22 protein-coding genes, 1 other RNA gene and 1 riboswitch are annotated in these 26,093 nt (G+C 35.5%); of the genes, 5 read left to right on the top strand and 18 right to left on the bottom strand.

Features of this window, described 5'->3' with window-relative positions; genetic code table 11:
* Positions 1–6: 6 nt before the first annotated feature.
* The 3 genes from A8143_RS04695 (at position 7) to A8143_RS04685 (ending at position 4,340) form a co-directional block, all read left to right on the top strand.
* On the top strand, positions 7–915 hold the full coding sequence (locus tag A8143_RS04695; protein ID WP_070137589.1) for a sensor histidine kinase: 909 nt from the start codon (positions 7–9) through the stop codon (positions 913–915).
* The gene (gpmI, locus tag A8143_RS04690; protein WP_070137587.1) at positions 912–2,417 is read left to right on the top strand and encodes a 2,3-bisphosphoglycerate-independent phosphoglycerate mutase; all 1,506 of its coding nucleotides are present in this window, start codon (positions 912–914) and stop codon (positions 2,415–2,417) included. The genes A8143_RS04695 and gpmI overlap by 4 nt, the downstream gene beginning before the upstream one ends.
* 66 nt (positions 2,418–2,483) lie before the next feature.
* The gene (locus A8143_RS04685) at positions 2,484–4,340 is read left to right on the top strand and encodes a T9SS type A sorting domain-containing protein (RefSeq protein WP_096348981.1); all 1,857 of its coding nucleotides are present in this window, start codon (positions 2,484–2,486) and stop codon (positions 4,338–4,340) included.
* A gap of 3 nt (positions 4,341–4,343) precedes the next feature.
* Here A8143_RS04685 and tsaB read toward each other — a convergent pair whose 3' ends face one another.
* Together tsaB and A8143_RS04675 are read right to left on the bottom strand one after the other, a co-directional pair.
* Entirely contained in the window at positions 4,344–5,021 is a 678-nt protein-coding gene (gene tsaB, locus A8143_RS04680) for a tRNA (adenosine(37)-N6)-threonylcarbamoyltransferase complex dimerization subunit type 1 TsaB (RefSeq protein ID WP_070137583.1), read from the bottom strand.
* Positions 5,022–5,023: 2 nt separating this feature from the next.
* Entirely contained in the window at positions 5,024–6,199 is a 1,176-nt protein-coding gene (locus A8143_RS04675; protein WP_083261221.1) for an OmpA family protein, read from the bottom strand.
* 66 nt (positions 6,200–6,265) lie between these two features.
* Here A8143_RS04675 and A8143_RS04670 point away from each other — a divergent pair, with 66 nt between their 5' ends.
* Positions 6,266–6,643 carry a globin domain-containing protein gene (locus A8143_RS04670; RefSeq protein WP_070137578.1) on the top strand — a complete coding sequence of 126 codons (378 nt, stop codon included), beginning with the start codon at positions 6,266–6,268 and terminating at the stop codon, positions 6,641–6,643.
* Between the two features lie 56 nt (positions 6,644–6,699).
* On the opposite strand, the gene A8143_RS04665 is transcribed toward A8143_RS04670, so the two are convergent.
* The 5 genes from A8143_RS04665 to queA form a co-directional block, all read right to left on the bottom strand.
* Complete coding sequence (locus A8143_RS04665; protein WP_070137576.1) at positions 6,700–8,928, bottom strand: NADP-dependent isocitrate dehydrogenase; 2,229 nt, start codon at positions 8,926–8,928, stop codon at positions 6,700–6,702.
* Between the two features lie 150 nt (positions 8,929–9,078).
* The gene (locus tag A8143_RS04660; RefSeq protein WP_070137574.1) at positions 9,079–9,846 is read right to left on the bottom strand and encodes a hypothetical protein; all 768 of its coding nucleotides are present in this window, start codon (positions 9,844–9,846) and stop codon (positions 9,079–9,081) included.
* 18 nt (positions 9,847–9,864) lie between these two features.
* Entirely contained in the window at positions 9,865–10,143 is a 279-nt protein-coding gene (locus A8143_RS04655; RefSeq protein ID WP_070137825.1) for a thioredoxin family protein, read from the bottom strand.
* Entirely contained in the window at positions 10,136–10,807 is a 672-nt protein-coding gene (locus A8143_RS04650; RefSeq protein ID WP_070137572.1) for a 2-C-methyl-D-erythritol 4-phosphate cytidylyltransferase, read from the bottom strand. Before A8143_RS04650 ends, A8143_RS04655 begins: the two co-directional genes overlap by 8 nt.
* 68 nt (positions 10,808–10,875) lie before the next feature.
* Positions 10,876–11,931, bottom strand: a complete 1,056-nt coding sequence (gene queA, locus A8143_RS04645; RefSeq protein ID WP_070137570.1) for a tRNA preQ1(34) S-adenosylmethionine ribosyltransferase-isomerase QueA — start codon at positions 11,929–11,931, stop codon at positions 10,876–10,878.
* Positions 11,932–12,211: 280 nt separating this feature from the next.
* Between queA and A8143_RS04640 the strand changes: the two genes are divergently transcribed.
* Complete coding sequence (locus tag A8143_RS04640) at positions 12,212–14,734, top strand: DUF5686 family protein (protein ID WP_070137568.1); 2,523 nt, start codon at positions 12,212–12,214, stop codon at positions 14,732–14,734.
* Between the two features lie 49 nt (positions 14,735–14,783).
* Here the strand turns inward: A8143_RS04640 and A8143_RS04635 are convergent, their stop codons facing one another.
* The 11 genes from A8143_RS04635 to A8143_RS04585 all read right to left on the bottom strand — a co-directional run bounded on the left by A8143_RS04635 (position 14,784) and on the right by A8143_RS04585 (position 26,069).
* Entirely contained in the window at positions 14,784–15,764 is a 981-nt protein-coding gene (locus A8143_RS04635; RefSeq protein ID WP_070137565.1) for a T9SS type A sorting domain-containing protein, read from the bottom strand.
* Positions 15,765–15,766: 2 nt separating this feature from the next.
* On the bottom strand, positions 15,767–16,816 hold the full coding sequence (locus A8143_RS04630) for a YncE family protein (RefSeq protein WP_070137563.1): 1,050 nt from the start codon (positions 16,814–16,816) through the stop codon (positions 15,767–15,769).
* Positions 16,813–18,804, bottom strand: a complete 1,992-nt coding sequence (locus A8143_RS04625; protein ID WP_083261219.1) for a TonB-dependent receptor plug domain-containing protein — start codon at positions 18,802–18,804, stop codon at positions 16,813–16,815. The genes A8143_RS04630 and A8143_RS04625 overlap by 4 nt, the downstream gene beginning before the upstream one ends.
* 15 nt (positions 18,805–18,819) lie before the next feature.
* Complete coding sequence (locus A8143_RS04620) at positions 18,820–20,355, bottom strand: T9SS type A sorting domain-containing protein (RefSeq protein ID WP_070137559.1); 1,536 nt, start codon at positions 20,353–20,355, stop codon at positions 18,820–18,822.
* A 127-nt stretch (positions 20,356–20,482) separates the two neighbouring features.
* A riboswitch (cobalamin riboswitch) is annotated at positions 20,483–20,675 on the bottom strand.
* A 31-nt stretch (positions 20,676–20,706) separates the two neighbouring features.
* Positions 20,707–21,045, bottom strand: coding sequence for an MGMT family protein (locus tag A8143_RS04615; RefSeq protein WP_070137557.1), 339 nt, complete (start codon positions 21,043–21,045; stop codon positions 20,707–20,709).
* Positions 21,003–21,539: a hypothetical protein gene (locus A8143_RS04610; protein WP_070137555.1), complete on the bottom strand. Its 537-nt coding sequence runs from the start codon at positions 21,537–21,539 to the stop codon at positions 21,003–21,005. Before A8143_RS04610 ends, A8143_RS04615 begins: the two co-directional genes overlap by 43 nt.
* A 74-nt stretch (positions 21,540–21,613) precedes the next feature.
* Complete coding sequence (gene trmB / locus A8143_RS04605) at positions 21,614–22,291, bottom strand: tRNA (guanosine(46)-N7)-methyltransferase TrmB (protein ID WP_070137553.1); 678 nt, start codon at positions 22,289–22,291, stop codon at positions 21,614–21,616.
* 7 nt (positions 22,292–22,298) lie between these two features.
* Positions 22,299–22,844 carry a hypothetical protein gene (locus tag A8143_RS04600; protein ID WP_070137551.1) on the bottom strand — a complete coding sequence of 182 codons (546 nt, stop codon included), beginning with the start codon at positions 22,842–22,844 and terminating at the stop codon, positions 22,299–22,301.
* 108 nt (positions 22,845–22,952) lie between these two features.
* Positions 22,953–23,317: RNase P RNA component class A (gene rnpB / locus A8143_RS04595), an RNA gene on the bottom strand.
* A 41-nt stretch (positions 23,318–23,358) separates the two neighbouring features.
* Positions 23,359–24,423: a hypothetical protein gene (locus tag A8143_RS04590; protein WP_070137549.1), complete on the bottom strand. Its 1,065-nt coding sequence runs from the start codon at positions 24,421–24,423 to the stop codon at positions 23,359–23,361.
* A complete protein-coding gene (locus A8143_RS04585) occupies positions 24,420–26,069 on the bottom strand; it encodes a hypothetical protein (RefSeq protein WP_217494782.1) in 1,650 nt (549 codons plus the stop codon). Before A8143_RS04585 ends, A8143_RS04590 begins: the two co-directional genes overlap by 4 nt.
* Between the last annotated feature and the right edge of the window lie 24 nt (positions 26,070–26,093).

The raw sequence follows: 26,093 nt of genomic DNA, 5'->3' as shown, positions 1-26,093 counted from the left end.
TGTATTATGCTTAAAAAGCGGTTTAAAAATCCAATTTTCTTAATCTACGTACTGGTCGGTTACGTGACGGTTCAGTTTTGTTGGTGGTTGTATTTGATTTTTAGGTTATACAATCAAATGTATAGCAACCCTGAAACCTTATCGAATAAGGTGTGGATGCTATTGGGTGAAGGAATCGTATTTTTCCTAATCATGGTCTTCGGAATTTTGACCATTCTAAGGGCATTTCGATACGAACGAAAATTAATCAAACAACAAGAAAATTTTATCCTTTCAATTACCCACGAATTAAAAACACCCATTTCATCTGTGAAACTTGCGCTGCAAACTTTAATGAAAAGAAAGCTCAGTCAAACGCAAACAGATAAAATGTACGAGCAATCCCTTCAAGAAATCAATCGATTAAATGGTCTAGTCAATAACTTGCTTTTAACAAGAAGTATTGAAAACAAGAACTATTACCTTGAAAAAAAGGAAGTCAACCTTAAAATCTTTATCGAACAGCTCATCCCAAACTTTCAGAACACATTTCTCAAAAACCATAAAATAACACTTCAGTTAGCAGATGTTAACTATAAAATCGACAAAATAGCCTTTCAGAGTATACTGGCCAATTTAATTGAAAACGCAACTAAATATAGTCCACAAGACACGGAAATTACCGTTAACCTCATTAATAATCCAGAGCATATTATTATTGAAGTACTTGATGAAGGAATTGGCATTAAAAAAGAAATTAAACCAATCGTATTTCGGAAATTCTATCGAGATGAAAACGAAATGACACGAAAATCTAAAGGGACTGGATTAGGGCTTTACATAACAAGATATTTAGTGTATCAACACAATGGTATAATCACTTTAGAAGACAACTCGCCTAATGGGCTAAAAGTAAAAATACAATTAAGAAAATGAATCAAAAAGTAGCACTACTTATATTAGATGGATGGGGCCATGGCGATCATTCCAAGTCGGATGCAATTTTCAATGCAAACACTCCAAATATAGATCGATTAGAAAAAACTGCACCTAACGCAGAATTAATTACACACGGCGAGGTAGTTGGTCTGCCTGAAGGCCAAATGGGAAATTCAGAAGTGGGACATTTAAATATTGGGGCCGGTCGAATAGTTTACCAAGAGCTTACTAGAATTAATAAAGCAATAAGAGAAGGAGAATTCCAGAATAATCAAACCATTCTTAACGCTTTTAATTATGCAAAATCCAACAATAAATCAGTCCACTTCATTGGACTTGTTTCTGATGGTGGCGTCCATTCTTCAATAGAGCATTTATATGCCTTATGCGATATGGCAGATCAGCACAAACTTGAGAACGTTTTTATTCACGCTTTTACTGACGGAAGAGACTGCAATCCAACTACTGGTAAAAAGCACTTAGCAAACCTAGAATACTACTTAGAAAATTCGAAGGCAAAAATCGCATCCATCATTGGTCGATATTACGCTATGGATCGAGACAATCGTTGGGAAAGAATTAAAGAAGCATACAATTGTTTGGTGCACGGGACTGGAGAAAAATTTGATTCTGTAGCTGATGCTATTGATTCATCCTATCAAAACAATATTACGGATGAATTTATTACTCCAAAACGAATAACCGACCATAAAGTCAAAAAAGGTGATGTTGTAATTTGTTTTAATTTTAGAACGGATCGTTGCAGAGAAATCACAACCGCGTTAACGCAGAAAAATTTTCCGGATCAACAAATGGAAATAATTGACTTGAAATATTTAACAATGACCAATTATGATAAATCTTTCAGAGGAATTGATGTTATTTTCGAAAAAGACAATTTAAAAAACACATTGGGAGAAGTTCTATCTAATGCCGGTAAAAGTCAAATTAGAATAGCCGAAACTGAAAAATATCCTCATGTTAGTTTCTTTTTTTCAGGAGGAAGAGAAAAAGAATTTTCTGGCGAGAAAAGAATTATGATCCCAAGCCCTTCGGTTGCAACATATGATTTACAACCCGAAATGAGTGCATTAGAAATTAAGGCTGCAATTATCTCTGAAATGCAAGAAAACCAACCTGATTTCATCTGTTTGAATTTTGCAAACACCGATATGGTAGGACATACCGGTGTCTATGACGCCATAGTTAAAGCAGCTGAAACTGTTGATCAATGTGTGGACGATTTAATAAAAGTTGGTACGACGCTAGGCTATACTTTTGTCATAATCGCTGATCACGGAAACTCGGATTATGCGATAAATGAGGACGGTACTCCAAACACAGCGCATTCTAAAAATCCAGTTCCGATCATCGTTTTAAACGACAAAGTTAAGGCTGTTAAAAATGGTGCTTTAAAAGACGTAGCTCCTACTATTCTATCCCTCATGGGAGTTGATCAACCAGAAGATATGACGGGCGAATCGTTAATAACTACATGAATTAGTTAAACATTTACATTATTCATTTGTTTAAATTCGTTCAGCATCGAACAATTGAACAAAATAATGAAAAATTTCGCCCTACTTCTATTTGGACTAATGGCCAAGTTTACAATTTATGCTCAAATTGTAAACGGCTATGCACGTGTCACTAACATTACTGGACTAGTTTATTCAATAGATTTTGTAGACGAATCGGCCGACACTTTTGAAGACGAAGAATGGATTGTAATTATTCAAATTCAAGATAATGTAATAGATGGAATAGATAATAATGCGTCTTTCGGTAGTTTGGGAGATATTGAGTCTGCCGGACTATATGAAATTAGACAAATAGACTCGCATACCGAAACCGCCGGAGTACCTACCAGTATTACGATTAAAAATGCTACAACAAATACATTTAACACCGGAACAAACTCAAGCGTACAAATTGTTACATTAAGAGAATTTGGTAGTCCTGACTATACAACAACTTCGGATATGGAAGCTTTGCCTTGGGATGGAAATATCGGTGGTGTTTTAGCTATTTATGTACCAGGAATTCTGACACTTGAACATGACCTAACAGCTGATAACGCAGGTTTTAGAGGAGGAGCCACAAATTTAGGAGGTTCCACAGGTTGCACTCCAACAGGAGCCTACCGAGTAATTGAACAAGATAATCATGCTAATAAGGGAGAAGGAATTTATAGAAATACTACTGCAAATCAAGTAGCTGGAAGAGGTCGTATATTGAATGGTGGAGGTGGTGGAAACAGCCACAATGCAGGTGGAGGTGGCGGGGGCAACTATTCTGCTGGTGGTTTAGGTGGTCCAGGTTGGAATAATTGCAGTCCTAGTGCTGGTGGACTTGGAGGATTATCTTTATCAGGAGAAGCTTCAGTTGACCGCATTTTTATGGGTGGCGGTGGAGGTGCTGGAGAAGGAAATAATAATTACGCAACAGAGGGTGCCGATGGAGGTGGAATTGTGTTAGTAAAAGCCGAAGAAATTCGAACAATTTCTTGTGCTGGAGTTAATATTTCTGCGGACGGGGCCTCTATTTTAATTGCTCCTGGTAACGATGGTGGCGGAGGCGGTGGCGCTGGTGGAACAATCGTTTTTGAAGTGGACACGTGGAATATAGATTCTGATTGCCCGCTTACCATTTCTTCGAATGGTGGCGATGGTGGCTCAGTTGGTAATTCTGGAACACATGGCGGCGGAGGTGGTGGTGGTCAAGGCGTCATATATTTCTCTACAATTGAGCCAACCGCTAACGTTACAGTTGAAACACTTACAGGTGATGGTGGATGCAACAATAATTCTAGTCCGTGTAATTCTCAAGCCGCCAATGGCGTAGGCCCTGACAATACCGGAATTCTTGATATTCTTACAGGACCATTACCCATTGAATTAATAGAATTTGAAGCAAGCCTAACAAGCAATTCGCAGGTACAACTTAGTTGGACAACAAAATCGGAACGAAATAATGACTATTTCACATTGGAACATTCAGTAAACGGTGTTGATTGGACTGCTTTTGATAACGTAGATGGCGCAGGCAACAGCGTATCAGTTATAAACTATGAATATACTCACCTCTATCCTGAAGAAAATTTCAATTATTATCGACTAAAACAGGTCGATTTTAATGGGGCTTTCTCCTACTCTAATGTTGAAAGTGTATTTGTATTCGGTTCAGATACTTATCTTTATCCAAACCCTACTGATAACATAGTTACTTTACACGGTGAAAATCTTGACATTTCGAAAATTACGGTATTGGATGAACTTGGCCGTATAATTCACCCACAAGTCATCGCTAAAGCCAAAGCGGAAATTGTATTTAATTTTGGCTACTATGAATCGGGGATATATTTCATTCGAATCGAGACAGGCTCAAAAAATGAAATCGTTCGTTTATCTGTGATCAAATAGTCGTTAAAAAATTTTTTTAGGTGTTCCTGCTATAAAATCTTTTAAATAAAAAGGTTCAAAATAAGCTAAGTTAACAAACGTTTTTTTTTGAAAAGCTTCGTGAGCTAAACCAGTCATACCTTCTGCCCTAACCTTTAAATCAATGTTAAATAAGGCATTTTGATGTTGAATAATATCGGAACATTTTTCAGCTCCTGGACCGATAAATAAAACTTTTTCTTTAGCCAGGAAAGACTTAAAAGAAGATTCATCCACAATAACGGGTTGAGTTTCCATTAGAAGATCGAGATTAGAAGAAAATACTGCGGCATAAACTTCCATTCTTCTGGCATCAAACAATGGACAAACCAAACCACTTTCTATTTGAGACAATGCCGCTAACGATTTTAATGAATTAATTGCAATAAGCGGTTTGTCCAACGCATAACAAATCCCTTTTGCTGTAGATGTACCAATTCTCAGTCCGGTATATGAACCCGGTCCTTCACTCACTGCCACAGCATCAATATCCGATAACGCTAAATCCAATTCTTGGAAGAGCTCTTGGATTAACAAGTTTAACTTTTCCGCATGTGAATATTTTTCTGACTCAAACCATCGACTCCCAATTGACACTCCATCTTCAGCTAAACAAACAGAACAAACTTTCGTCGCCGTTTCAATACAAAGTATTCTTGCCATTTTTATTCTAAAATCTTTATTTCTACTCTTCGATTCGCCTCTTCTTGCGCTTCATCTAGTGGCTCTTCATACAACATTTGTGTATTGCCTAATCCCAGTATTTCTATTCTAGACTCATCAATACCACCCTTAACCAAATATGATTTAACGGCTTCTGCACGATCTTCGGATAGTTTTTTAATCTTCATATTGTTCCGATAACCTGGAGCATTAACATGACCTAGAATTTGAATTCTAACCTCTAAATTAACAGCCATAAAATCCAACAAACGTTTTAAGGCTGGATATGAAATTTGAACAAACTGATCAGAATCTTGTCTAAATTTAATATTTTCCATGGCAAGACTTTTCCCTGGCGCTAATCTTTCCAACTCGATTAATATTTCCATATTATTCGCTGGCCCCATATTCTTAAAATCTTTTACAAATAAAAAGTAACCTTGTGTATTGGTTTCAATATGCATTGTTCGGTGAGTACTTGCGTCAAAATAAAAATCAGTTCCAAGGAATAAATAATTGTCTTTTCCTACACCAGAAATAATCATATTTGCTTCCACTGGTTGTCCTGTAGCCTTATCTCGAATGCGAATACGAATGTATTTTGATCCCTTTTCATCTCGAAAATCCTGTAAAACTGATTTTTCTGCTGCTATTTCACCTATCCGGTTATACTTCACTGTAATTTTCCCTTTGTAAGTAGAGTTGGTATGAATCATCAGATAATAAATATCATCCGATTTTGCCTCTATTGAATGTGAAAACTCTGGACCGCCTTCATCTTTTGCTCCTTTATTTCTATATGAAGTAGATTGATAAACCATAGCATTTACACGATCGGCCTCTAACTTTTCGCAAAACATATTATCCGGAGCTTTAAACAAAAAATAACTAAAATCAACATTATTTTCAGTAGAAATCTCAAATTCAAATGTTCCATTCACATTTGGTTCAAGTCTTAACCAAACTGAATTCACTTCATGAAAGTCTGGATCGATTTCAATAAAATCGTCTCGTTGACCAAAATTACCCGGAAATTGCACATAAGAAGGAGAATCATAATCGGTAACCTCAACGGCTCCAAAACAATCAGCAAATGAATTTGAGTAATGCATATTAAAGCCTTGCCCAAACAAATTAGCGCAGGTTATAAAAATGAATATGCCAATCAAAAGCCTCATAGTTGAGATAATATTATAAAGATACTTTAAATAATCAAAAATCTTACCGAACTTTGTTTGCTTAACATGGAAGAAACAAAAACTTTATACGAATTAGTAGGCGATGAGCGGCTTTTAAAAATACTTCAGGCTTTTTATGCTCGCGTATTTAAAAGTGAAATCATTGGACCACTTTTTAATCAAACAAACGCAAATGAAATTATCGATAAACAATATCGATTTTTAACACAGTTTCTTGGGGGACCTCCACGATACAACAACAAATATGGGCATCCAAGAATGCGAATGAGACATATGCCCCACAAAATTACGCAAGAAGCAAAAGAGGAATGGTTAAAACTGATGAAAGAATCCATTTGGGAGGTAAAGGATATGAATGAAGAGCTAAAAACAGCCCTTTACAATTGTTTCCCACAAGTTGCGCAACACATGGTTAATTCTTAACTAAAAAAAGCCCGATTCACTAAGAATCGAGCTTGATATCATTATTTTAAATTGCGTTAAATTGAATCAATTATACCGTTTAGCGTTTTAGAAGGCCGCATAGCTTTTGCAATTGCTTCGGCATTTGGCTTATAATAACCTCCTATTTCCATTGTATCGCCTTGTGCATTATTTAATTCATCCACAATTAAGTTTTCATTTGCAGACATAAGCTTATAAACCGCTGAAAACTTCTCTCTCAATTCAGTATCCTCATTTTGCTCTGCTAAAGCTTTAGCCCAGAACATTGCCAAATAAAAGTGGGATCCTCTATTGTCTAGTTCCCCAACTTTTCGAGAAGGTGATTTATCTTTCAATAGGAATTCTCCCGTGGCTTTATCCAGAGCATCACCTAAAATCTTAGCGCGGTTATTATTGTAAGATTCCCCAAGATGATCTAAAGAAACGGCTAATGCTAAGAATTCGCCTAATGAATCCCAGCGTAAATGACCCTCTGTCATAAACTGATCAACATGTTTTGGAGCTGACCCACCAGCACCCGTTTCAAATAATCCTCCACCATTCATTAAAGGTACAATAGATAACATTTTAGCACTCGTTCCGAGTTCCAAAATTGGAAATAAATCAGTTAAATAATCCCTTAAAACATTACCCGTAACTGAAATTGTGTCTTTCCCCGCCTTAATTCGCTCTAAAGTATATTTAGTAGCCTCAACTGGACTTTTAATCAAAATTTCCAATCCTTCGGTATCGTGATTTGGCAAATATTTTTTCACTTTTGCGATAACCTCTCTATCATGCGCTCTATTTTCATCCAACCAAAAAACCGCAGGTGTATTTGTTGCTCTTGAACGAGAAACAGCCAATTTAACCCAATCTTGAATTGGTAAATCCTTTACTTGGCACATTCTCCAAATATCACCTTCCGCTACGTCATGCTCAATTAATACAGTTCCATTAGCATCTGTCACTTGAACTTTTCCTTTACTTTCAATTTGAAAAGTTTTATCGTGAGAACCATATTCTTCGGCTTTTTGGGCCATTAACCCGACATTTGGAACTGTACCCATTGTTGTTACATCAAAAGCACCATTCTCTTTACAAAAATCAATTGTTGCGCTATACACGCCTGAGTATGATCGGTCTGGAATAATCGCCTTCATATCTTTCAACTTACCATCCGGTCCCCACATTTGACCTGAACTACGTATTGCTGCAGGCATTGAAGCATCTATAATAACGTCAGAAGGCACATGTAAATTAGTTATCCCCTTATCAGAATCAACCATTGCTAATTCAGGACCATTTACTAAACATGATTTTATTTCCGCTTTTATCTCAGCTTGTTTATCCGCTGGCAAATTGCCAATTTTAGCTTCAACATCTCCGAAACCATTATTTGGATCAATTCCTAGCTCTTCAAACAATTCACCGTATTTCGTAAACAACGGCTCGAAATAAGCTTTTACTGCATGACCAAAAATGATTGGATCTGAGACTTTCATCATTGTCGCTTTCATGTGTATTGACATTAAAACGTCCTGATTTTTTGCCTCGGCTGTTTGTTCTTTTAAAAATGACTTTAATTCACTCGCACTCATTACTGAAGCATCAATAATTTCGCCATCCAATAAAGAAGTCTTCTCTTTTAATACTTTTGATGTACCGTCAGCACCGACAAACGTAATTTTTACATCCGTCGCTTTGTCAAGCGTCACCGATTTTTCACTTCCATAAAAATCTCCTTTGGACATGCTAGCCACATGCGATTTAGAATCTGCTCGCCACTCACCCATTTTATGAGGATTCGCTTTGGCGTAATTTTTAACCGCTTTTGGTGCTCTTCTGTCCGAATTCCCCTCTCTTAAAACAGGGTTAACAGCACTTCCTTTGATTTTATTGTAACGTGCCTTGATCTCTACTTCTTTTTCATTCGCTGGATCTTCTGGGTAAGATGGTATTGCATAACCTTGCTTTTGCAATTCTTCAATTGCTTCTTGTAATTGAGGAATTGAGGCACTAATATTTGGTAGTTTTATAATATTGGCTTCAGGCTTTTTCGCTAAATCACCCAATTCTGCCAAGTCATCAGACACTTTTTGTTCATCAGTTAAATAATCTGGAAATGCAGCTAAGATACGACCAGACAATGAAATATCTCTTGTTTCAACTGCTACCCCTGCAGAACTTGTAAACGCTTCAACTATTGGTAAAAATGATTGAGTAGCCAATGCTGGCGCTTCATCTGTGATGGTATAAATTATTTTTGATTCTTTTTGTGCCATTTTATGATTTTTATTAAATCTGATAGATTTTATTTAGAAGTAATTAGGATAACAAATTTATACATTTGCAAGGAATTATTCTTGGAATCGCTAAAAATTCTCAGAAATTGTAAAAAGTATCTAGATTTAAAAGCGTTGGGATCAAAACTTCTAATAAATAATCCTTTGATCATCCGATTTATTGAAGTGCGGTATAAATCTTAATCCTATCGAATTGAAATGAATTTTATTGTAACCGATACGAAAATCGGGGATGGAATAATTATAATTTTTGGTAAAGATTGCGAATGAATACAAATCAATATTTGCGAAATAACTTATTGAAAAGTCCTCGTATTGCTCCGTGATTTGTGTTTGATAAATGAGTTTTATAATTGGATGATTGGTATTAAAAACAGATCCATCGTACCCATAATTTACGGCGTGATACTTCACTAACGCATGCAGCCCCACTCCAATAGAATTACTCCATTTTATAGTTTCCGATAAATTCCAATGCGCGTCAAGAAAATTACGAACATAAACATTATGATAGCGGGTATGAAACTTAAAATCATCGTACAAATTAACAATTGAATCACGATCTGAAGTAGAACTACCAATATAAACAAATTGACTTTGTGATTTAAAAAAATGATAACCCAGTTCTAAGGAATATCCAAATGAAAAATCTTTCGTATTTAAAAATTGCCCACCAAAATTTCGCAATGAAAACCCCTGACTACTTACTCCAATTTGATTACGCAACCGATATAGGTCAACTGTTTCATTTTCATTGTATACACTTACCCATGGATGATATTCACCATTTACCTTTAGAAATGAGTTTTCAAGACCGAAACCATAAGTAAACTGACAAAAAGAAATATTCAAGTTAAGAACCCCAATAAAAAAGAGAATATTTCTTAAGCTAATCATGAAGCAAAAGATACAAATTTAATCAAACATCAAATCATAAACTCGTTTTAAACGATGATCAATTTCACCTACTGAAAAATTACGTACCCAACGAAAATATTCCTTCCCCTCAAAAAATACCAGCAGAGTAGGAGCGGTAAAAACATGAAATTGAGCAGCCGTATCAGGATACCTATCAACCTCAATAACTTCCCATTCTAATAAAGGGTATTGAGACTTAATATGCGCTTCGATTTTAGGCAAAAGGGATTCACAAACAACGCAATTTGGACTTTTAAAATAATACGCTTTATTCATTTGCATTTAAAAATAATTCGGCCAACTTTAAATCCATAGGACGTGTAATTTTTATGTTTTCAGGATTCCCTTCTATCAGCTGTACTTTATAATTACTCGCCTCTACTACGCTTGCATCATCCGTAAATTGCGATTTATAAGGCGTTTCATAAGCCGAGAATAAAACCGAACGTTTAAAACATTGAGGGGTCTGAACTAACCGGAATTTCGAACGGTCAAGAGCTAAAGAAACATCATCCTCTACTAGTTGTCGCAAAGATTCCGTAACGGGCACAACAGGAATAGCTGCTCCATCTTTTTTTGCGGACTCAAAGCAAGTATTTATTACTGAAGAACTTACAAAAGGCCTTACAGCATCATGCACAGCTATAAGATCTCCTTTAGCTAAATTTAATCCACTTTTAACCGAATGAAAACGTTCTTTTCCTCCTGCGGCCACCTCATGTTTAAGGTCGAATTCATACTCTTGGCATAGGTTTTCCCAAATCGCTATCTGATCCTTTGGCAACACTACAATAATTTGAATTTTTTCATTAAACTGATAAAACTTTTTAATGGTGTGCATTAATATTGGACGTCCATTTATCGGAATAAATTGTTTTGGAATATCATAGCCCATCCGCTTACCAATTCCCCCAGCTGTAATAATTACGGTTTGTTCCATATTCGTTATTCACTAAAAAAAAACCGCCTTGAAAATTCAAGACGGTTTAAATATAAAGAATATCGTATTTAAATAATCAACATTGCGTCTCCGTACGAGTAAAATTTATACTTCTCTTTAACGGCTTCTTCGTATGCTTCTTTTACAAAATCAAGATCAGAAAATGCTGCTACCATCATAAGCAATGTCGATTGCGGCGTATGAAAGTTAGTAATCATCGCATTAGCAATTGAAAAATCATATGGAGGGAAAATAAATTTATTCGTCCACCCATTAAATGGTTTAAGCAATCCGTCCGTAGATACGCTCGACTCGATAGCGCGCATACTGGTAGTACCAACTGCACAAACACGTTTTTTGTTCTTTTTAGCCTTATTCACCATATCGGCTACCTCTTGCGTAATCTCAGCTTGCTCCGAATCCATTTTGTGTTTCGTCAAATCCTCAACATCCACAGATCTGAAAGTACCTAGACCTACGTGTAAGGTTAATTCAGCAAAATCGATTCCTTTGATTTCAAAACGCTTCAATAACTCTCTACTAAAGTGTAAACCTGCCGTTGGAGCCGCAACTGCACCTTCTTTCTTAGCGTAGATTGTTTGGTATCTTTCCTCATCTTCAGGAACAACGTCTCTTAAACTTTTTATATAAGGAGGAATTGGAGTTTCGCCTAATTCGGTAATCTTTGCTTTAAATTCTTCATAAGAACCATCGAATAAAAATCGAATTGTTCTACCACGAGAAGTTGTATTATCAATTACCTCAGCAACCAATGAATCATCTTCTGTAAAATAAAGCTTATTCCCTATTCTAATTTTACGAGCAGGATCAACTAGAACATCCCACAACAAACTCTCTCTGTTTAATTCTCTTAATAAGAAAACTTCAATTCGAGCTCCAGTCTTTTCTTTATTCCCATATAAACGAGCAGGAAATACTTTTGTGTTGTTCATAATCAACACATCGCCTTCGTCAAAATAATCTAACACATCTTTAAAAAGCTTATGTTCGATTGTTCTTTTTTCACGATCTAACACCATCAAACGAGATTCGTCTCTATTTTGATTAGGATGTTTTGCAATTAATTCTTCCGGGAGTTCAAAATTGAAAGCAGATAACTTCATAAAGATTTTTAATTTTTTTTAAAAGAGCACAAAGTTAATATTAATTAGCATGAAATAAAACTCTTTCCTCCTCAAAAAAGCAGAAAGTAGAAATATCCTGCCCATTCAATTCATTTCCTCATCAAAAATCTTTTATAAAAGTGTCGATATTTTCTGTTACTTTTTAGTAGAAAGTAATTGTATAGATGAAGTCAATTTTAGTCATTAACAAATAAAACGTTCTAAATGTAACCTTTATCTTCTATTTTTGTCTTACTACAAGAGACCAGTTACCCTATAAATGCAAACCAAATTTTGGACATATCTAGTTACATTTTTTGTGCAGGCCATTGCTTTTTCGCAAAGTATTACTGGTTATGTTATGGATGAGAATAATCAACCGATTCCATACGTTAAAGTTTACGCCAAAAATTTCACCAATGTTGGTTCCATAACTAACCATGACGGATTATACTCTTTCGCTTGTGAAATAGGCACATATGAGGTTATTTACCGTTGTGTTGGCTTTGATGATTTAACCGTTCAAGTCACTGTAGATAATCAATTTGAGCCAACGGTTCAAAATGTTTTTCTCAAACAATCAAATAATGAGCTAAATACAATAGAAATTAAGGATAAAAAGAAAAATGTGGGTTGGCAAATCGCTCAAAATGTAATACAGCACAAAGATAAAATGCTTCAACAATTTGATGGATACAGTTGCGAAATTTACATAAAAGGAGTTGAAACTTTTGACAGAAAAGAAAAGGAAAAGAAGCAAGCAGAAGATACAGAGCCTTCAGATATATTCGAAGAACAAAAAGAAGAAATACGAAAAAAAATCGAAGGTGATGACCGTTTGAATATTGTAGAGATCAATCTGACCAAACATTTCCAACAACCCAATAAAATTAAGGAGATTAGAACAGGTTACGATAAGGTCGGTCGACCTGATCAAATTTATTTTCAAAGCACTACATCTGGTGATTTTAATTTCTATGAGAGCCTCATTCGCAAAGATGATTTGCACCTTACGCCGATAGTATCACCACTGCACCCTGCGGGAATTCTATCTTACAAATACAAATTGACAGAAATTAACACTAACGAAGATAACGATACGGTGTACACGGTTGAAATTTCACCAAGAAGTGTAGGAACATCGACCATGAAGGGTAAACTTTATATTTTGAAAAACGAATGGGTATTAGTTAAAGTTGATGTCGCAATGCATAAGGGTAACCTTAAAAAATATGATGACTTTAGAATTGTTCAAGAATTTGAGAAAAATGATTCATTATGGCTCATGAAAAAGCAATTGTTTGAATATAAAACCAAGTATGGCAAAGAAACAGTCGAAGGCATAACACAAGTTGTTTATTCAGATTATAAAATAAATCCAAACTTCCCTCCAAAGTATTTCTCAAATGAGGTAGGAATAACAACAAAAGAAGCCTATGAGCGAGACACCACTTATTGGGGGAAAATTAGACCCATCCCTTTAACAAAAGAAGAGCAAAGAAAAAAATTTGTTCAAGACAGCCTAAAAGCCATTTATACTTCTGAGAGCTATTTAGATTCTGTTGATGCGGAATTCAATAAAATCACCGCCCTAAAAGTGCTTTGGTTTGGCATAGAACATCGGGATCGTAAAAAGAAAGAACAATGGTACTTGTCTTCGGTGGTTGATGTAGTTGAACCATTTGCGATTGGTGGAATTCGATTTGGGCCTGGGTTAAGTTATTTTAAAAAATGGAAAAACGAGCAATGGGTTGATGTGGATGGGGATATAACAATTGGATTTAATAACGCAGATTTTAGAGGCAGCAGTAGAATTTATCATCGCTACAACCCTAAAAAGTTTGCCACTTATTCTGTCTGGTTCAACAAAGGAGCTTCTTTTATCAACTCTTATGACGCTTGGTTTAAATTACTTACACGAAATAATATTTATCAAAATACGCAAGGTGGGATTTGGCATCGATTTGAGATAGTTAACGGTTTATTTTTAGCTACTGGAGCGCGTTTAGAGTACCGTTCACCTTTTTCATTAGATTATAAGTTTGTAACGTGGTTAGATGAAGAATTAGATAATGTTCCTCCCATTCAATTTAACCCTTATACAGCATTTCGAACAAATATTTCTTTATCCTATACCCCTGCCCAAAAATACATGTCCGAACCTTATCGAAAAGTAATACTTGGCAGTAGATGGCCCACCTTTACCTTTTATTGGGAGAAAGGTTGGGATGGTCCTTTTGAATCAATCGTAGATTTTGATTATATAAGTTTGGGTATCGAACAGCGTTTACAAATAGGAACGATTGGAGAATCGAATTACCGCATTCGAACAGGAACCTATGTAAATCAAGATAGTATTTTACACATTGATCGTAAATTTTTTAGACAATCGGATCAGGATGCAATCTTCCGGTACCTTTTCAGTCAACCGCTGTACTCCTTTCAAAATTTAGATTCTTCTTATGAAACGCAAAAATTTTACATAGAAGCACATTATATTCATCATTTCAACGGTGCTCTCATAAATAAAATACCATTCATGAAACGTACAGGTATAAAAGCTATTCTTGGAGGGGGCTTTATTTACCTACCTGAACATAATGATTATTTTTATACCGAACTGTTTTTTGGTGCAGAACGAATTTTTAAATTCGCACGAAGGAGATTAAGGCTAGGAGCTTACATGGTTTTTAGTGTTGCCAACAATCAATTTGAATTACCAAAAATAGATCAACCGAAAAACGCGCAGTTCAAAATATCATTCGACATCATGAATGAGCGTGACCTCAAGTTTAATTTTTGACAACATCCGATAAAACCGTCATTTTGGTTATGATTTATTGGTTTTAACACTATCGATTTAAATGTAATTTTTCTTGCTTTAATTGACCGGTAGTGAATTCGAAACAAACGATATAGATTCCGTTATTTAGATTATTTGGAAGTTGAATAACATCCGCATTATTCGCCCTAAACACTTCCTTTCCTTCTAAATTAAGGACTACTACCTTTTCCACATTTTTCGATTTCATATAAATAACACCATTCGATGGATTAGGGTAAAATGATGCTGTAATAGCTACTTCTTCTTTGATGCTTACTGAAGGATCATTATTATGAATTACCCCAACTGCATCTAAATCAAATCCTCCACTCTCAAAATCAGTTTTAAAAGGATCATTAATAATATTCCCTTCACTGTCAAAACTACCATAATCAGGATTAATACTTCCTACAACATCCACTATTCTGACAAAACCCACATCCATAATATCTATCCCAATTGAGTCTTTTATATCCTCTAAATCGAAAGGGGTACCAAATCCTTGTCGGTATTTACCTGCTAAATTATGCACCAAACTCCCGTCACATGTTTCATAGGTTCCTAACTGCTCTTCCGAATTAATATTACAAATCGATGGCAGGCGAACAAATCTTTCACCATCAGAACTTACTTCAACATGTGCAAATTCAAGGTAATCATCCGAAAAGCTATTTTCAAAAACGGCAAAATCAGGACCCTCTTGATTTTTAATACTATAATCAAAACCCAGTGTAATGCGCCCTGCATCTCCAAGGCTTACAACATTAACACTCGTCCCTTCAGCTTCGAACAAGGCTGCCTCTGCTTCTCCAAAACTCGCCAATGGTCCTTCAGGGTTGGTGATATCCTCTAACCCTCTTTCAAAAGTGATTACCTCAGTTGCCCAAGCAATAATTGCAGAAGAATCTTTACTTATAGCCGTAGACCCCTCTTCACCAACTGGCGGAGCAAATTGACTATACAATTGAAAGGTTGACATTAATACAAAACTTGTTATTATAATTCTCATAATTAATTATTAAAGAGTACACCGGTAGCATTTAAACCACCATTAAATTCATATAAAAAATTTCCGCCGAAATCATAAACTCTCACTGTAGATGAAACAACATAACCGTTTGCGTCTAGACATACAATCTCTTGATTAACGGGATTTATTTCCATACCATAAAATGTTTCATACCCACTCACATCAATTATTGGATTATTCTCGAAGGTTTCTGTAATGGTATGGTAACGTTCTATTGCCTTCGATTCCCCATTATAAAAATAAAGCCAATCTCCCACCATTTGCATAGATGACACTTTTTTATCCATTACTGCCTCTACTTCATTCAATTCGGTGTTAATTCTTAAAAATGCGGGAGCAACATCATCATAATTCCCTGTTGAAGTAAGGTAAATATCATCCTCTTGATCAACCACCATTTGAGATGAATTTATGCGTGTTTCAAAAGTCTCAAGAACAAGATTATTGTGAATATCTATAACTGTAATGGTTGAATCATACACCGGATAATTTAAACCTCCAGAATTGGATACATATAAACGATCATCGACAACGACCATACCATCTGGATTAGCTCCAACCTCTATCAGCGCTTCTTGATTTAGAGATGCCATGTTAACAACTACAACAGTTCCGTCAAAATTGCATATAAAAGCCTTATTCGCTGCAAAAACAACACGTCTCGGCTCCCTTGCATTTATACCTTCAAATTGTGGAATTTGCTTAACAGACTTTAAAGTAAATCGATCAATGATTTCAATTTGACTAGAAACATCAACCGCAATGATGATATAATTTTTATTACCAAACGCAACTCCTTTAAAATCGTTTGCAGTATCCCCTAATCCTCGGTCATTTTCAACTTTAAAAACTTGCTGAAAAGACGCATTATAATCATAAAATGTTAAAGACGAATTATTTTGTTCAAAAAGCCCTTCGTTTAAAACAAGAATACCCTTTTCATAAGTGCCAAGTGCAACAGGTTCGATTGGTTTATCTTTTTTACACGCAGCCAATCCAATAGTTATTAGAATGATAATTAATTTTTTCATTGATTTAATTTGTAATGGATTTTAAATTGCCAATATCTTCCCGGCATTGGAAAACTTCTTACAACTTGGTAGTTGACATTAAAAAGATTCATGACCCTTAGACTGGCTTTCAGCTTGGATTTTTCAAAAGTAAATCCTTTAGCAACACCAATATTCATTGCAGTAAACGGCTCAAGATAATTGGCATAAATATTTTCATTCAAGGAATACCGATATCCAGTGTATAAAACATTTACACTTAAACTATACGATTTATAATCGACTGATGTACTGGAAGATGATGTATAGAAAGGAGTGTAAGGAATTTGATCTAAATAGGTTATCGAATTTTCGTTAGTTATATCAACGGAAGAATTAAAATTATGATTTGTTGAGATGTTTAACTTCCAGTTATTCGATTCATAATACACCAGCATATTCAAATCAATTCCTTTAATTTCAGCAGCTCCAATATTTTGCATACTCCAATTAAACAAATCCTTTGTAGGAATGGCAACAATCTTATTTTTCACCGCGTTAAAATAACCGTCTATACTCGATTCAACACCCCAATTATTGAACGCTTTTGAATAAGTAATCCCAATATTAAACAACTGGGCGTCCTCCGGTTTTAAATCTATGTTCCCTATAAAATTGTAATAAAGATCATTAAAAGTTGGCATGCGGAATGTATTTTTATAAAACATTCTTAACCTTAATCTTTGCTTCGAAAACGGCCTGTAGGCCAAAGAAACAAAAGGCGAAAATCGTAAAAAGGATCTTTCCTCCAGTTGATCGTCAACTAAAAAATCATCCCTTATTATCTGTTGTGTAAGATTACCGTCTAACTTGAGTTTATTAAACAAAGTCGAACCTCCAATCACATTTACCATCTGCAAACGTTTTGGTGAATTGGTAATCCCATTTCCAAAAAGTTTAGCGTTCGTAAAATCGGTTGCTACAAAAATTCGTTCATTGGGAAATCGAAACCTTCTAGACAACAATAGGCCAGTAGTTGCATTTTCTTGTTGATACCGCGCATCAATAAATCCATCTAGATTTAAGTAAAAAGGATCATAATAGCGAGTATAATTTGATTGATAGTTCCCATGTACTTTTCCTGCCCATTTTCCCTTTCTTACATTGATTTCGGTATTTGTGCGCCAATCAACATTCCATAAGTTTTGATCGTTAGAAGGATTAAACAATACAGCTGCTCCTGGCAACTCTTGTTCACTATTACGATAATATCCACCAACCAATATTTTCATCAGCTTGGTTTCATAACCAAAGACTCCACGAATTCGATAATCCTTTAAGGCCGTATTCTCTCTTTTTAATAACGTATCTTTTTTTATTTCGGGGTGTTTAAAATAATAAGTCCCTTCACCGAAACGCATCATTCCTTGACCACCTATAAAAAAATTTCTCCCTAATTTTTCCTGATAATATAGCCCTTTTTCGAAAGCACGAATTGTGTTTGAATTAAAATAAATACCGAGACGCCTTTTATTGGGAGTACTATTTAAAACAGATTGAATAGCAATGGAATTTGCCTGAACAAAGGACGAAGCTACTGCCTGATCACTCATTGTTTGCCCAGTAGAAAAGTCAACCTGTTCAACCCCAAAGAGTTCAAAATTAGAAAGATTAACCACACCACTTTGGAGATTAGGTATTTGTTGCCCATCTACTTGAACATTTGTGTGTCCAGCCCCCAATCCGCGGTAAGCAATTGTTTTAATCCCACCTATTCCGCCATAATCTTTCACTAATGCACCTGGCACTACTTTTAAAGCATCTCCAGCATCAAGGGCACCCAAGGCATCTATTTTTTCTTCATTTAAGATATAATGTGGGATACTTGCCTGAATATTGGTCAATCTTGTAATTGAATCATTTTTTGCAAAAACGGGAACAGGATCCAACTGTCTCGTTGTATCCTGCCCCATTAACTTTGTTCCGAACGGCAAGCATAAAATGAAAATGGTATAAATACACTTGTTCATTCGAAATGATTCAACTTATTTATTTAAAATAATTTTTTCTCGAGAAGTTTGATTTCCAATTGTTGCCTCTAGGATATAAACACCATTTTCAAACTCATTTAAATCGATTATTACATTATTTGTAGTTTCTTGAGTTGAAAAAACCACTCTTCCCTGAGCATCATAGACATTTAGATAATCATAATCATTCGCCGGTACAGTTAGCGTTCCAGCTGTTGGATTTGGATAAGCTCCTATTATTTCATCCTCCTGTTCGACACTTAATAAATATAAACCTGGCACAGGAACACTTGGTGGTGTTGCCGGAGACCAAGATGTGTATGAGCAACCAAACCAGTCGTCATCTGACAACTCTTCTCCTATTCCTGAATTTAAGTACCAACCACCGGCATTTGTAGCATTCCATGTGCTCCAATAATATGGAGAGCCTCCAATACCTTCTTCACCATAAGCACTGCTTGAAATACTATTTAAAAATCCACCTGTCAGGTCAATGGACAAACCATAATCAGCTTCGTGTAGCGCCTCAAGTACTTCACTCGCCAAGATTGTTTCTGTATCAAAATTATATCCATAAGCGTAAGAACCACCTGCTACACGCTCATTAAAGTCGATAACAATTACCACTTGATTTTCACCTTCACCAATTACAAAGTCAAGATCAGAAGCAATTAAAGTATCAGCAGAAATGGAAGGTATCGGTGTCCATGGTCTACGTGGAGCCCATTCTGCATAAGAACAACCAAACCAATCACCGTCATTTACTTCAGTTGATAAACCTGCATTCATTTCCCAATCAGACAAATTGGTCCCACTCCAAGTTCCCCAATAATGAGGATCTCCACCTATTCCTTCTAATTGATTATAAATAATATCGTTTAGAAAAGCGCCCGCATCAACATCAAGGTTGATGTCATCAGCAGCTAAGTCAGCTAAAATTTCTCCTCCAGTGGTTACGCCATCAAAAGCATAAGCCCAAGCATAAGAAACTGCTTCACTATAACCAGCTGTCACAAAATCAATTACAAAAATAGCAGTATCATCTCCTTCTCCAACCGTATATACGATTTCATCTTTACTAAACCATTTTGAAGCGTACGCCGCAATTGGATTATTAGGTTCCAATGCCGGATCAAAGTCGGTATAAGAACAACCAAACCATTCTCCATTTTCAAGTACTTCACTTACACCGCCATTTGTATACCAGGCACCTTCTTCATCTTTACTCCACGTGCCCCAATAATTAGGATCTCCAGCAATGCCTTCTTTCTGGTTATAGTAGATATTATTTAAAAAACCTCCTGCAAGTTCAACTGTCAAAAAAGCCTCATCATCAGAAATATCTGCCAACATTGCTTCTGCAGTTACCGATTCTGTTGCATCAAACAAATACCCCCATGCATAAGGATCTGTTTCATCTAAAAAATCAATAACCAGAACTGCTGTATCAGGACCTTCGCCAACATAATAAAGCAAGTCGTTTTGTGTGAATTGGGCTTTCCCCAATACGGTAAGGAATAATGAAATTCCAAAAAGTAATGTTTTTTTCATCCTTTTAAATTTTGTGCTCGTGTTAAATCATTAGAGCGAATTAATAAAAAGGAATACCAACAAGGTGTAAGGGGTCTAGAACAGACCTCCTAAACTTTGCTTTTATCCCGAAAGCTTGCACATACTGTGCTGTTTATAAATTCTGGCAGGTCTTCTGACTTACTCCTTGCTTTTGAACCTTCCCATCAAAAAAAGACAGTGGTATTACTCAAAAGTTTTGAAGCTTACAGCTGCGGGAACAGTTCAAGAATTTGTCAAAGGACAGCACTTGATTCCCTTTTAATTTCGCCGAAACGAAAACCAAAACTTGGCGCAAAGATAGTGTAATTTTTCAGTTGACGTATAATTCACTTAAAGTGAAAGCGCTGAGGCAGGATCCCAGAACACGGCATCAAAATTTTGAATTTGATCATTTACAATCACATGACCTTCCGACAGTAATCGTTCTTCCATTAGATTTGGTGTTTGAAAATGATGTTTCCCAGATAAAAGGCCTAGGCGATTAACAACGCGATGAGCCGGTATAGCAATACTATTTTTATGCGAAGAATTTAGCGCCCATCCTACAACACGACTGGACCGTTTGGCACCTAAATAATTTGCAATAGCACCATAGGATGTTACTCTTCCAAATGGAATTAACTTTACTACTTCGTATACGTTTTGATAGAAATCTTCTTGATTAGCCAATTGTAAATTGCATTAAAACTGAAAGGTTTATCCTCTAACTCCTCCAGTAAATAACTATTAATTAAATAAAAAATATGTTCATCTACCTGAGCAAATAGAAGCGGCTCTTTTTTTCTTTTTATGAAACTTCTAGACGGAATTAATGTGTAATAATTCTTAAAATTTTTTCCGAGCCGTTTTTGTTCATTTTTTATTTCAAGAATTGTTTTAATCGCATAGTCTTCTTGATATTTAACTGAATCAACCAAACGAACTCTTTTGAATAGGAATTTACTTGCTATCTGTTTTTTTGAAAAAACGCGATCAATATTCAGTCGCTTTAAATCGATTTGTTGGACACCATCTGAATTTGGTGTATAGATGTCAAGCAGGATATTTTCCTCAATAAGCTGATCTGTAAAAAACAAGTTTTTCACCTCTGAAACAGCTTCATCTGCACAAGACATGCGAATGGAAGATAATTTGTTCTCGCTATTAAATTTTTGAATTTTCAAATTTTGCCCAATTTCCTTACTTAAGAAACGCTCGCCAAATAAAAGCGTTGCCCGAAATTATTGAAAACAATCATTTACACTTTGAACTTACAATATTTAATTTTAAATCCTTTTGCCGAAAACAAGTTCTCATAATGCGTGCGGATGGATAAAATTTCCTGCGTTGATGGATCCAAATCTTCAATCATTTCTCCATACAAATCCCATGTGTGCTCTAAAAGCTCATAATTATGTTTTTCCACTTCGTCCAATGTAGACTCGAATAGTAAGTCACTATCCGTTTTCAAATGAATTATACCATTTGTTTTTAAAAATTTACGATACCGATCAATAAAGATTTTTGCACTTAATCGTTTATTGGGCTTTTTCGGTTGAGGGTCAGAAAAAGTCAACCAAATTTCATCGATTTCATTGGTGTCAAAAAAAGTGGTTATAAAATCAATTCTTGTTCGAAGAAACCCAACATTTAACATCCCTTCTTCTCGCACTTGGTTTGCACCTTCCCAAATTCTTGCACCTTTTATATCTACACCGATAAAATTCTTGTTGGGATAATGCTTACCTAAACCTACCGAATATTCTCCTTTACCGCAACCCAGTTCTAAAACAATTGGATTATCATTTTTAAAAAAATCTTTACCCCATTTACCTTTTAGGAAAAAATTATCCCGTTTAACCGACTCCATTTCTGGCTGAATGACGCGGTCCATGGTCTGCATATCGGCAAATCGTTTTAACTTATTTTTCGCCATTCCTAAACTATAATCGGTTATTCATTTCTTGTAAAAGAACGGTAATTTCTTTAATCATGTCCATTTTTGGACCAGTCACTTTCCGGTTTTTACCAATATACTCTGTTAACACCAATAATGGCTCGAATAACTGATCCTCTGTTAATTCTCCTTCCAAATTTTCAATTATGGTGATACATTCCAGCGCCTCCATCATTTCTCCTTCAGTACCAACCGTAACAATTTCTCGCAAATACGGTTTATAATCCAATCCTGAATTCCAAATGGTCGTTAATAAAGTATGCCTCAAAGGGAAATATTTATTGTCCATTAAAGCTTTCGCTACTTCATTGGGCACCTTCGTAGATTTAGTCGTATTTAACAAATCAATTATTTCGGCATTTAATTCATCCGAATCTGAAACCAATAATGCATCTAATAATGGTACAATAACTGATTCGTTACCATGTTGTTTTAATCCTTTTACCGCCTTAACTTGATATTCCACCTGACTTGAGGTTAAATCATTTAGCAATTCTTTAATTTTCTTATCCTGAGCCGTTTCCTTTTTCACAAAATCAAAATTTAAATTGCAAAGATAAGGCTTTGGACTTGAATAAAACAGCTTCGCGTATAAAACCTTAAAACAACAAAAAGGCACTTTACGAATAAAGTACCTTTTTAAAATTGTAAATGTATAAGCCGGGTTCTGTATTCAGCGAACCAAATTCTTGTCATTTATCTAGATCTCAAATCACTTTGAGACTCAATCCATCTACCCTCCAAGATTAGCCGAGTAAGCTTCAAGCCTTGGTTTACATGATGTTTCAACTCATAAGGTTTACCTTGCCTCATCAAATCACTTTGAGAGCGGTGAGCTCTTACCCCACCTTTTCACCTTTTCCCCGTAAAACGAGGTAGTTTATTTTCTGTGGCACTATCTGTATTTCGTTAACCGAAATCCTTCCCGTTAAGAAGTATGATACTCTTTGTTGCCCGGACTTTCCTCTCTGTATACTAACACAGAGCGACAAGATTATTTACCCTGCAAATTTACGAAATGCATTGAATGTAGAAAACTTTCTTGTTTATTTTAAACCTAGGTAAAAACGGCCTTCCATATTTTCAACAAAAATAGAATCTGTTGCATTCGCGTTTGCTAAATAAGCAGAAAACTCCAAATCAAAACCAACGAGTGGTTTATTTTCATTTTCATTAGGAATTACGTTGATATTAGTTACCGACATTGAATTAGTCTTATTGGCGATTGATAAATCTGTACTATACCATTCATTATTTTTATAGACAGAAACTATTGGTCGTCCGAAATTGTATGGCTCAAACTCATAACTAGGAAGATAATTCATTTTCATTGTCCAAAAGTTTTTCCCTCCTTTATAACGAACAAGGTTATATGCTTCTGCAGAATTTCCGTCTTTATCCATTACAATATGCTTAATTACGTGAATTCCATCTTCGATATGTCCTTTGTAAAGTGCTTTGGTGCTTACTAGAATATCATCCACATACCATTCATCGATATAATTATCTTGAATTGGAGAAAGTTTCAACGTGTCGCTTTCACCAGAAACTTGGAATTGAGCGAGTAATAAATTTTGTTGAAAACCATGATTTATTGCGAATTCAAATGCATTATTTCCATAATCATAAAATACAGCGTTAATATTTATTTTGCCAAATTGCGGTATTTCAAGAATATCTGTTTTTACAAAATTTCCATTTTTATCTTGAAGGTACAGATAATTATTTTGATTACCAATCCCACCAAAATCAAACTGCACACGACCTTTCTCATGGATTAAAAACGGAATATTTTGATCTTGAAAAACGTTAAAGTTATTATTGATAACTCTTTTTTCATTCGCAAGAACACTAATTTTAATTTTTTCACCCGAATTGGTTGCCTCCATCGACCCAAAATGAGCCGTCATACCATTTATTTCTTCTACTCCATAATTCACAGAAATATCTGACTTTTCCATATCAAATGCAAAGTCATCTCCATTCAAACTGCCTTTTAAATGATAGATTGGGGCATTACTTTCTCCTAAATCAGGGAGCGTTTCTTTTTTGCAGCCTAACAAAAATACAATTGTACACAGTGCCCAAATACCTATTGTTTTGTTTGTCATATTTTCGTAAAAAATCTATATCGAATACCAACTGTGGCATTCATTTCATTATTAAAAGTTTGGTCTTGGTTGTAAAAATCATCATCTGTTCGGTCAAATATGCCGAAGTTAAATTTTGTTTGAAGGCTGAGTTTGTAGTTTAATCGATACTCATATCCAAGCGTGAAATTCAAGTCATTTCTTCTAATACCTTCTTGAACTCCCCAGTTATTGTTTACTGTTTTAATATCAGTCAAATCATCAGATGCTAATGCATTTTCCCCCACCTTATTTTTGGTTTTGGTATCATTGATGAAATAAGCCATATTTGACCTTACAGCTAACAGTTTATCAAGACCTACACCCACTGTTGTCCAATGTTTTGAACGAATATTAAAAGAGAGGAATAAATTTAAATTCCCATAAATTAAATCATTAATCTTCAGTTTTCTCCAACTTGTCAAGGCATTCGTGTTTTCCATGTATCGCACCGTTCTTTTTTCATGAACAATTCCATCCTCTTTTAACCCTTTTACCCCTATGCCTCCTCCAAACTCAAACCGATTAAATTTATTCGAACCTTTCCGAGAATAATCTACTCCCAAATAAGCCCTGGGAAGATTAAAATTTTGATTTATACCGTAACCTCTACCAAAACCGAATCCTGCATTAACGGATAAATTTTGGACGTTTAATTTAGGCCTATTTTTTAGTTCTATAGGTGTCAGCAAGCTGTACTCATAATTTTGAATTCGTTCATTTTGTTGAAGATGCGAAATACGAGACCTCGAATCGCGTTTATTATTGAGTGTTCTTTTATCATGTGTCCTTAAAGAAGCCTCTTTCGCAAATTTTAATTGCTCTTCTTGATAGTGGTTTTCAGCTACTATATTCGTTTCTCCATGACTTAACACTGCTTGCTTATTTTGATCAAAAACATCGGCTGAAATCTCGTTATTGTTCGCTTCATCCTGTAATTCAATACCTTTATTAATTGGCGTTTTAACAGAACCTACAAGATCAAATTTTTGATTTCTTGTTGGCTGATGATTTTCAGCAATATTGAAAAAATTATCGTTTATTGATTTTAATCTTTGACCTAAACTAGCCTCGCGCTCATACCTAACATGGCTTTGGTTTGATTCAACTCCGTCAAAATTGAACCCGCCTAAGGAAATCAATAAGAGGGCAATTGCCACCGCCGACCAACGTCCAATAAATCTTCGTCTATCCGACTTGTCTAACAATTCTTTTGCCTCATTCCAATATGCGGATTGATATTCGTAATGTAATCCTTCTTTTTCAAGTTCCGTATTGGCGTTTTCCCAAAATATTGGATTGTAAGTTGCTTTAATTTGCTGCGCAGCTGTTTGGAAAGCATCTTTTTCTTCAAGTTCCTCACGCTGATTTTCAAAATCATTCCAAAAACTTGCTTGATATTTCGTTTCAGAAGCTTGAACAGCGTCCCTAAAAGCCTCATCCATAAAAGCTTCTTCAAGTCCCTGATTGTCCCAGTTAGGAACTGTTATTTTAGTAGAAGAAGTTGCTGCACTACGAAAAGCATTGTCCAAAGCATCATTCTCCAACGCAATTTTAGCTTCATCCCAAAACGACTTATGGTAGGAAACTTGAAACTCCTTCTCTAACCTTTTAAAGCTTTCGTCCATGTATTTATTTTCCTCCTTCATCTC

It is taken from the genome of Crocinitomix algicola (genome assembly GCF_001661595.2).
In the GTDB taxonomy this organism is placed as follows: domain Bacteria; phylum Bacteroidota; class Bacteroidia; order Flavobacteriales_D; family Crocinitomicaceae; genus Crocinitomix; species Crocinitomix algicola.
Note: the sequence above shows the minus strand (reverse complement) of the source record. Positions and strands in the feature narration are given on the sequence as shown.

Bases quoted from the DNA above. Each gene is read 5' to 3' on its own strand.
- A8143_RS04630 (WP_070137563.1), bottom strand. From the start codon at position 16,816: ATGAAAAAATTAATTATCATTCTAATAACTATTGGATTGGCTGCGTGT.
- A8143_RS04670 (WP_070137578.1), top strand. From the start codon at position 6,266: ATGGAAGAAACAAAAACTTTATACGAATTAGTAGGCGATGAGCGGCTT.
- queA (WP_070137570.1), bottom strand. From the start codon at position 11,931: ATGAAGTTATCTGCTTTCAATTTTGAACTCCCGGAAGAATTAATTGCA.
- tsaB (WP_070137583.1), bottom strand. From the start codon at position 5,021: ATGGCAAGAATACTTTGTATTGAAACGGCGACGAAAGTTTGTTCTGTT.
- gpmI (WP_070137587.1), top strand. From the start codon at position 912: ATGAATCAAAAAGTAGCACTACTTATATTAGATGGATGGGGCCATGGC.
- A8143_RS04675 (WP_083261221.1), bottom strand. From the start codon at position 6,199: ATGAGGCTTTTGATTGGCATATTCATTTTTATAACCTGCGCTAATTTG.
- A8143_RS04585 (WP_217494782.1), bottom strand. From the start codon at position 26,069: ATGGACGAAAGCTTTAAAAGGTTAGAGAAGGAGTTTCAAGTTTCCTAC.
- A8143_RS04650 (WP_070137572.1), bottom strand. From the start codon at position 10,807: ATGGAACAAACCGTAATTATTACAGCTGGGGGAATTGGTAAGCGGATG.
- A8143_RS04620 (WP_070137559.1), bottom strand. From the start codon at position 20,355: ATGAAAAAAACATTACTTTTTGGAATTTCATTATTCCTTACCGTATTG.
- A8143_RS04590 (WP_070137549.1), bottom strand. From the start codon at position 24,423: ATGACAAACAAAACAATAGGTATTTGGGCACTGTGTACAATTGTATTT.
- A8143_RS04640 (WP_070137568.1), top strand. From the start codon at position 12,212: ATGCAAACCAAATTTTGGACATATCTAGTTACATTTTTTGTGCAGGCC.
- A8143_RS04635 (WP_070137565.1), bottom strand. From the start codon at position 15,764: ATGAGAATTATAATAACAAGTTTTGTATTAATGTCAACCTTTCAATTG.
- A8143_RS04685 (WP_096348981.1), top strand. From the start codon at position 2,484: ATGAAAAATTTCGCCCTACTTCTATTTGGACTAATGGCCAAGTTTACA.
- trmB (WP_070137553.1), bottom strand. From the start codon at position 22,291: ATGGCGAAAAATAAGTTAAAACGATTTGCCGATATGCAGACCATGGAC.
- A8143_RS04625 (WP_083261219.1), bottom strand. From the start codon at position 18,804: ATGAACAAGTGTATTTATACCATTTTCATTTTATGCTTGCCGTTCGGA.
- A8143_RS04655 (WP_070137825.1), bottom strand. From the start codon at position 10,143: ATGAATAAAGCGTATTATTTTAAAAGTCCAAATTGCGTTGTTTGTGAA.
- A8143_RS04695 (WP_070137589.1), top strand. From the start codon at position 7: ATGCTTAAAAAGCGGTTTAAAAATCCAATTTTCTTAATCTACGTACTG.
- A8143_RS04665 (WP_070137576.1), bottom strand. From the start codon at position 8,928: ATGGCACAAAAAGAATCAAAAATAATTTATACCATCACAGATGAAGCG.
- A8143_RS04660 (WP_070137574.1), bottom strand. From the start codon at position 9,846: ATGATTAGCTTAAGAAATATTCTCTTTTTTATTGGGGTTCTTAACTTG.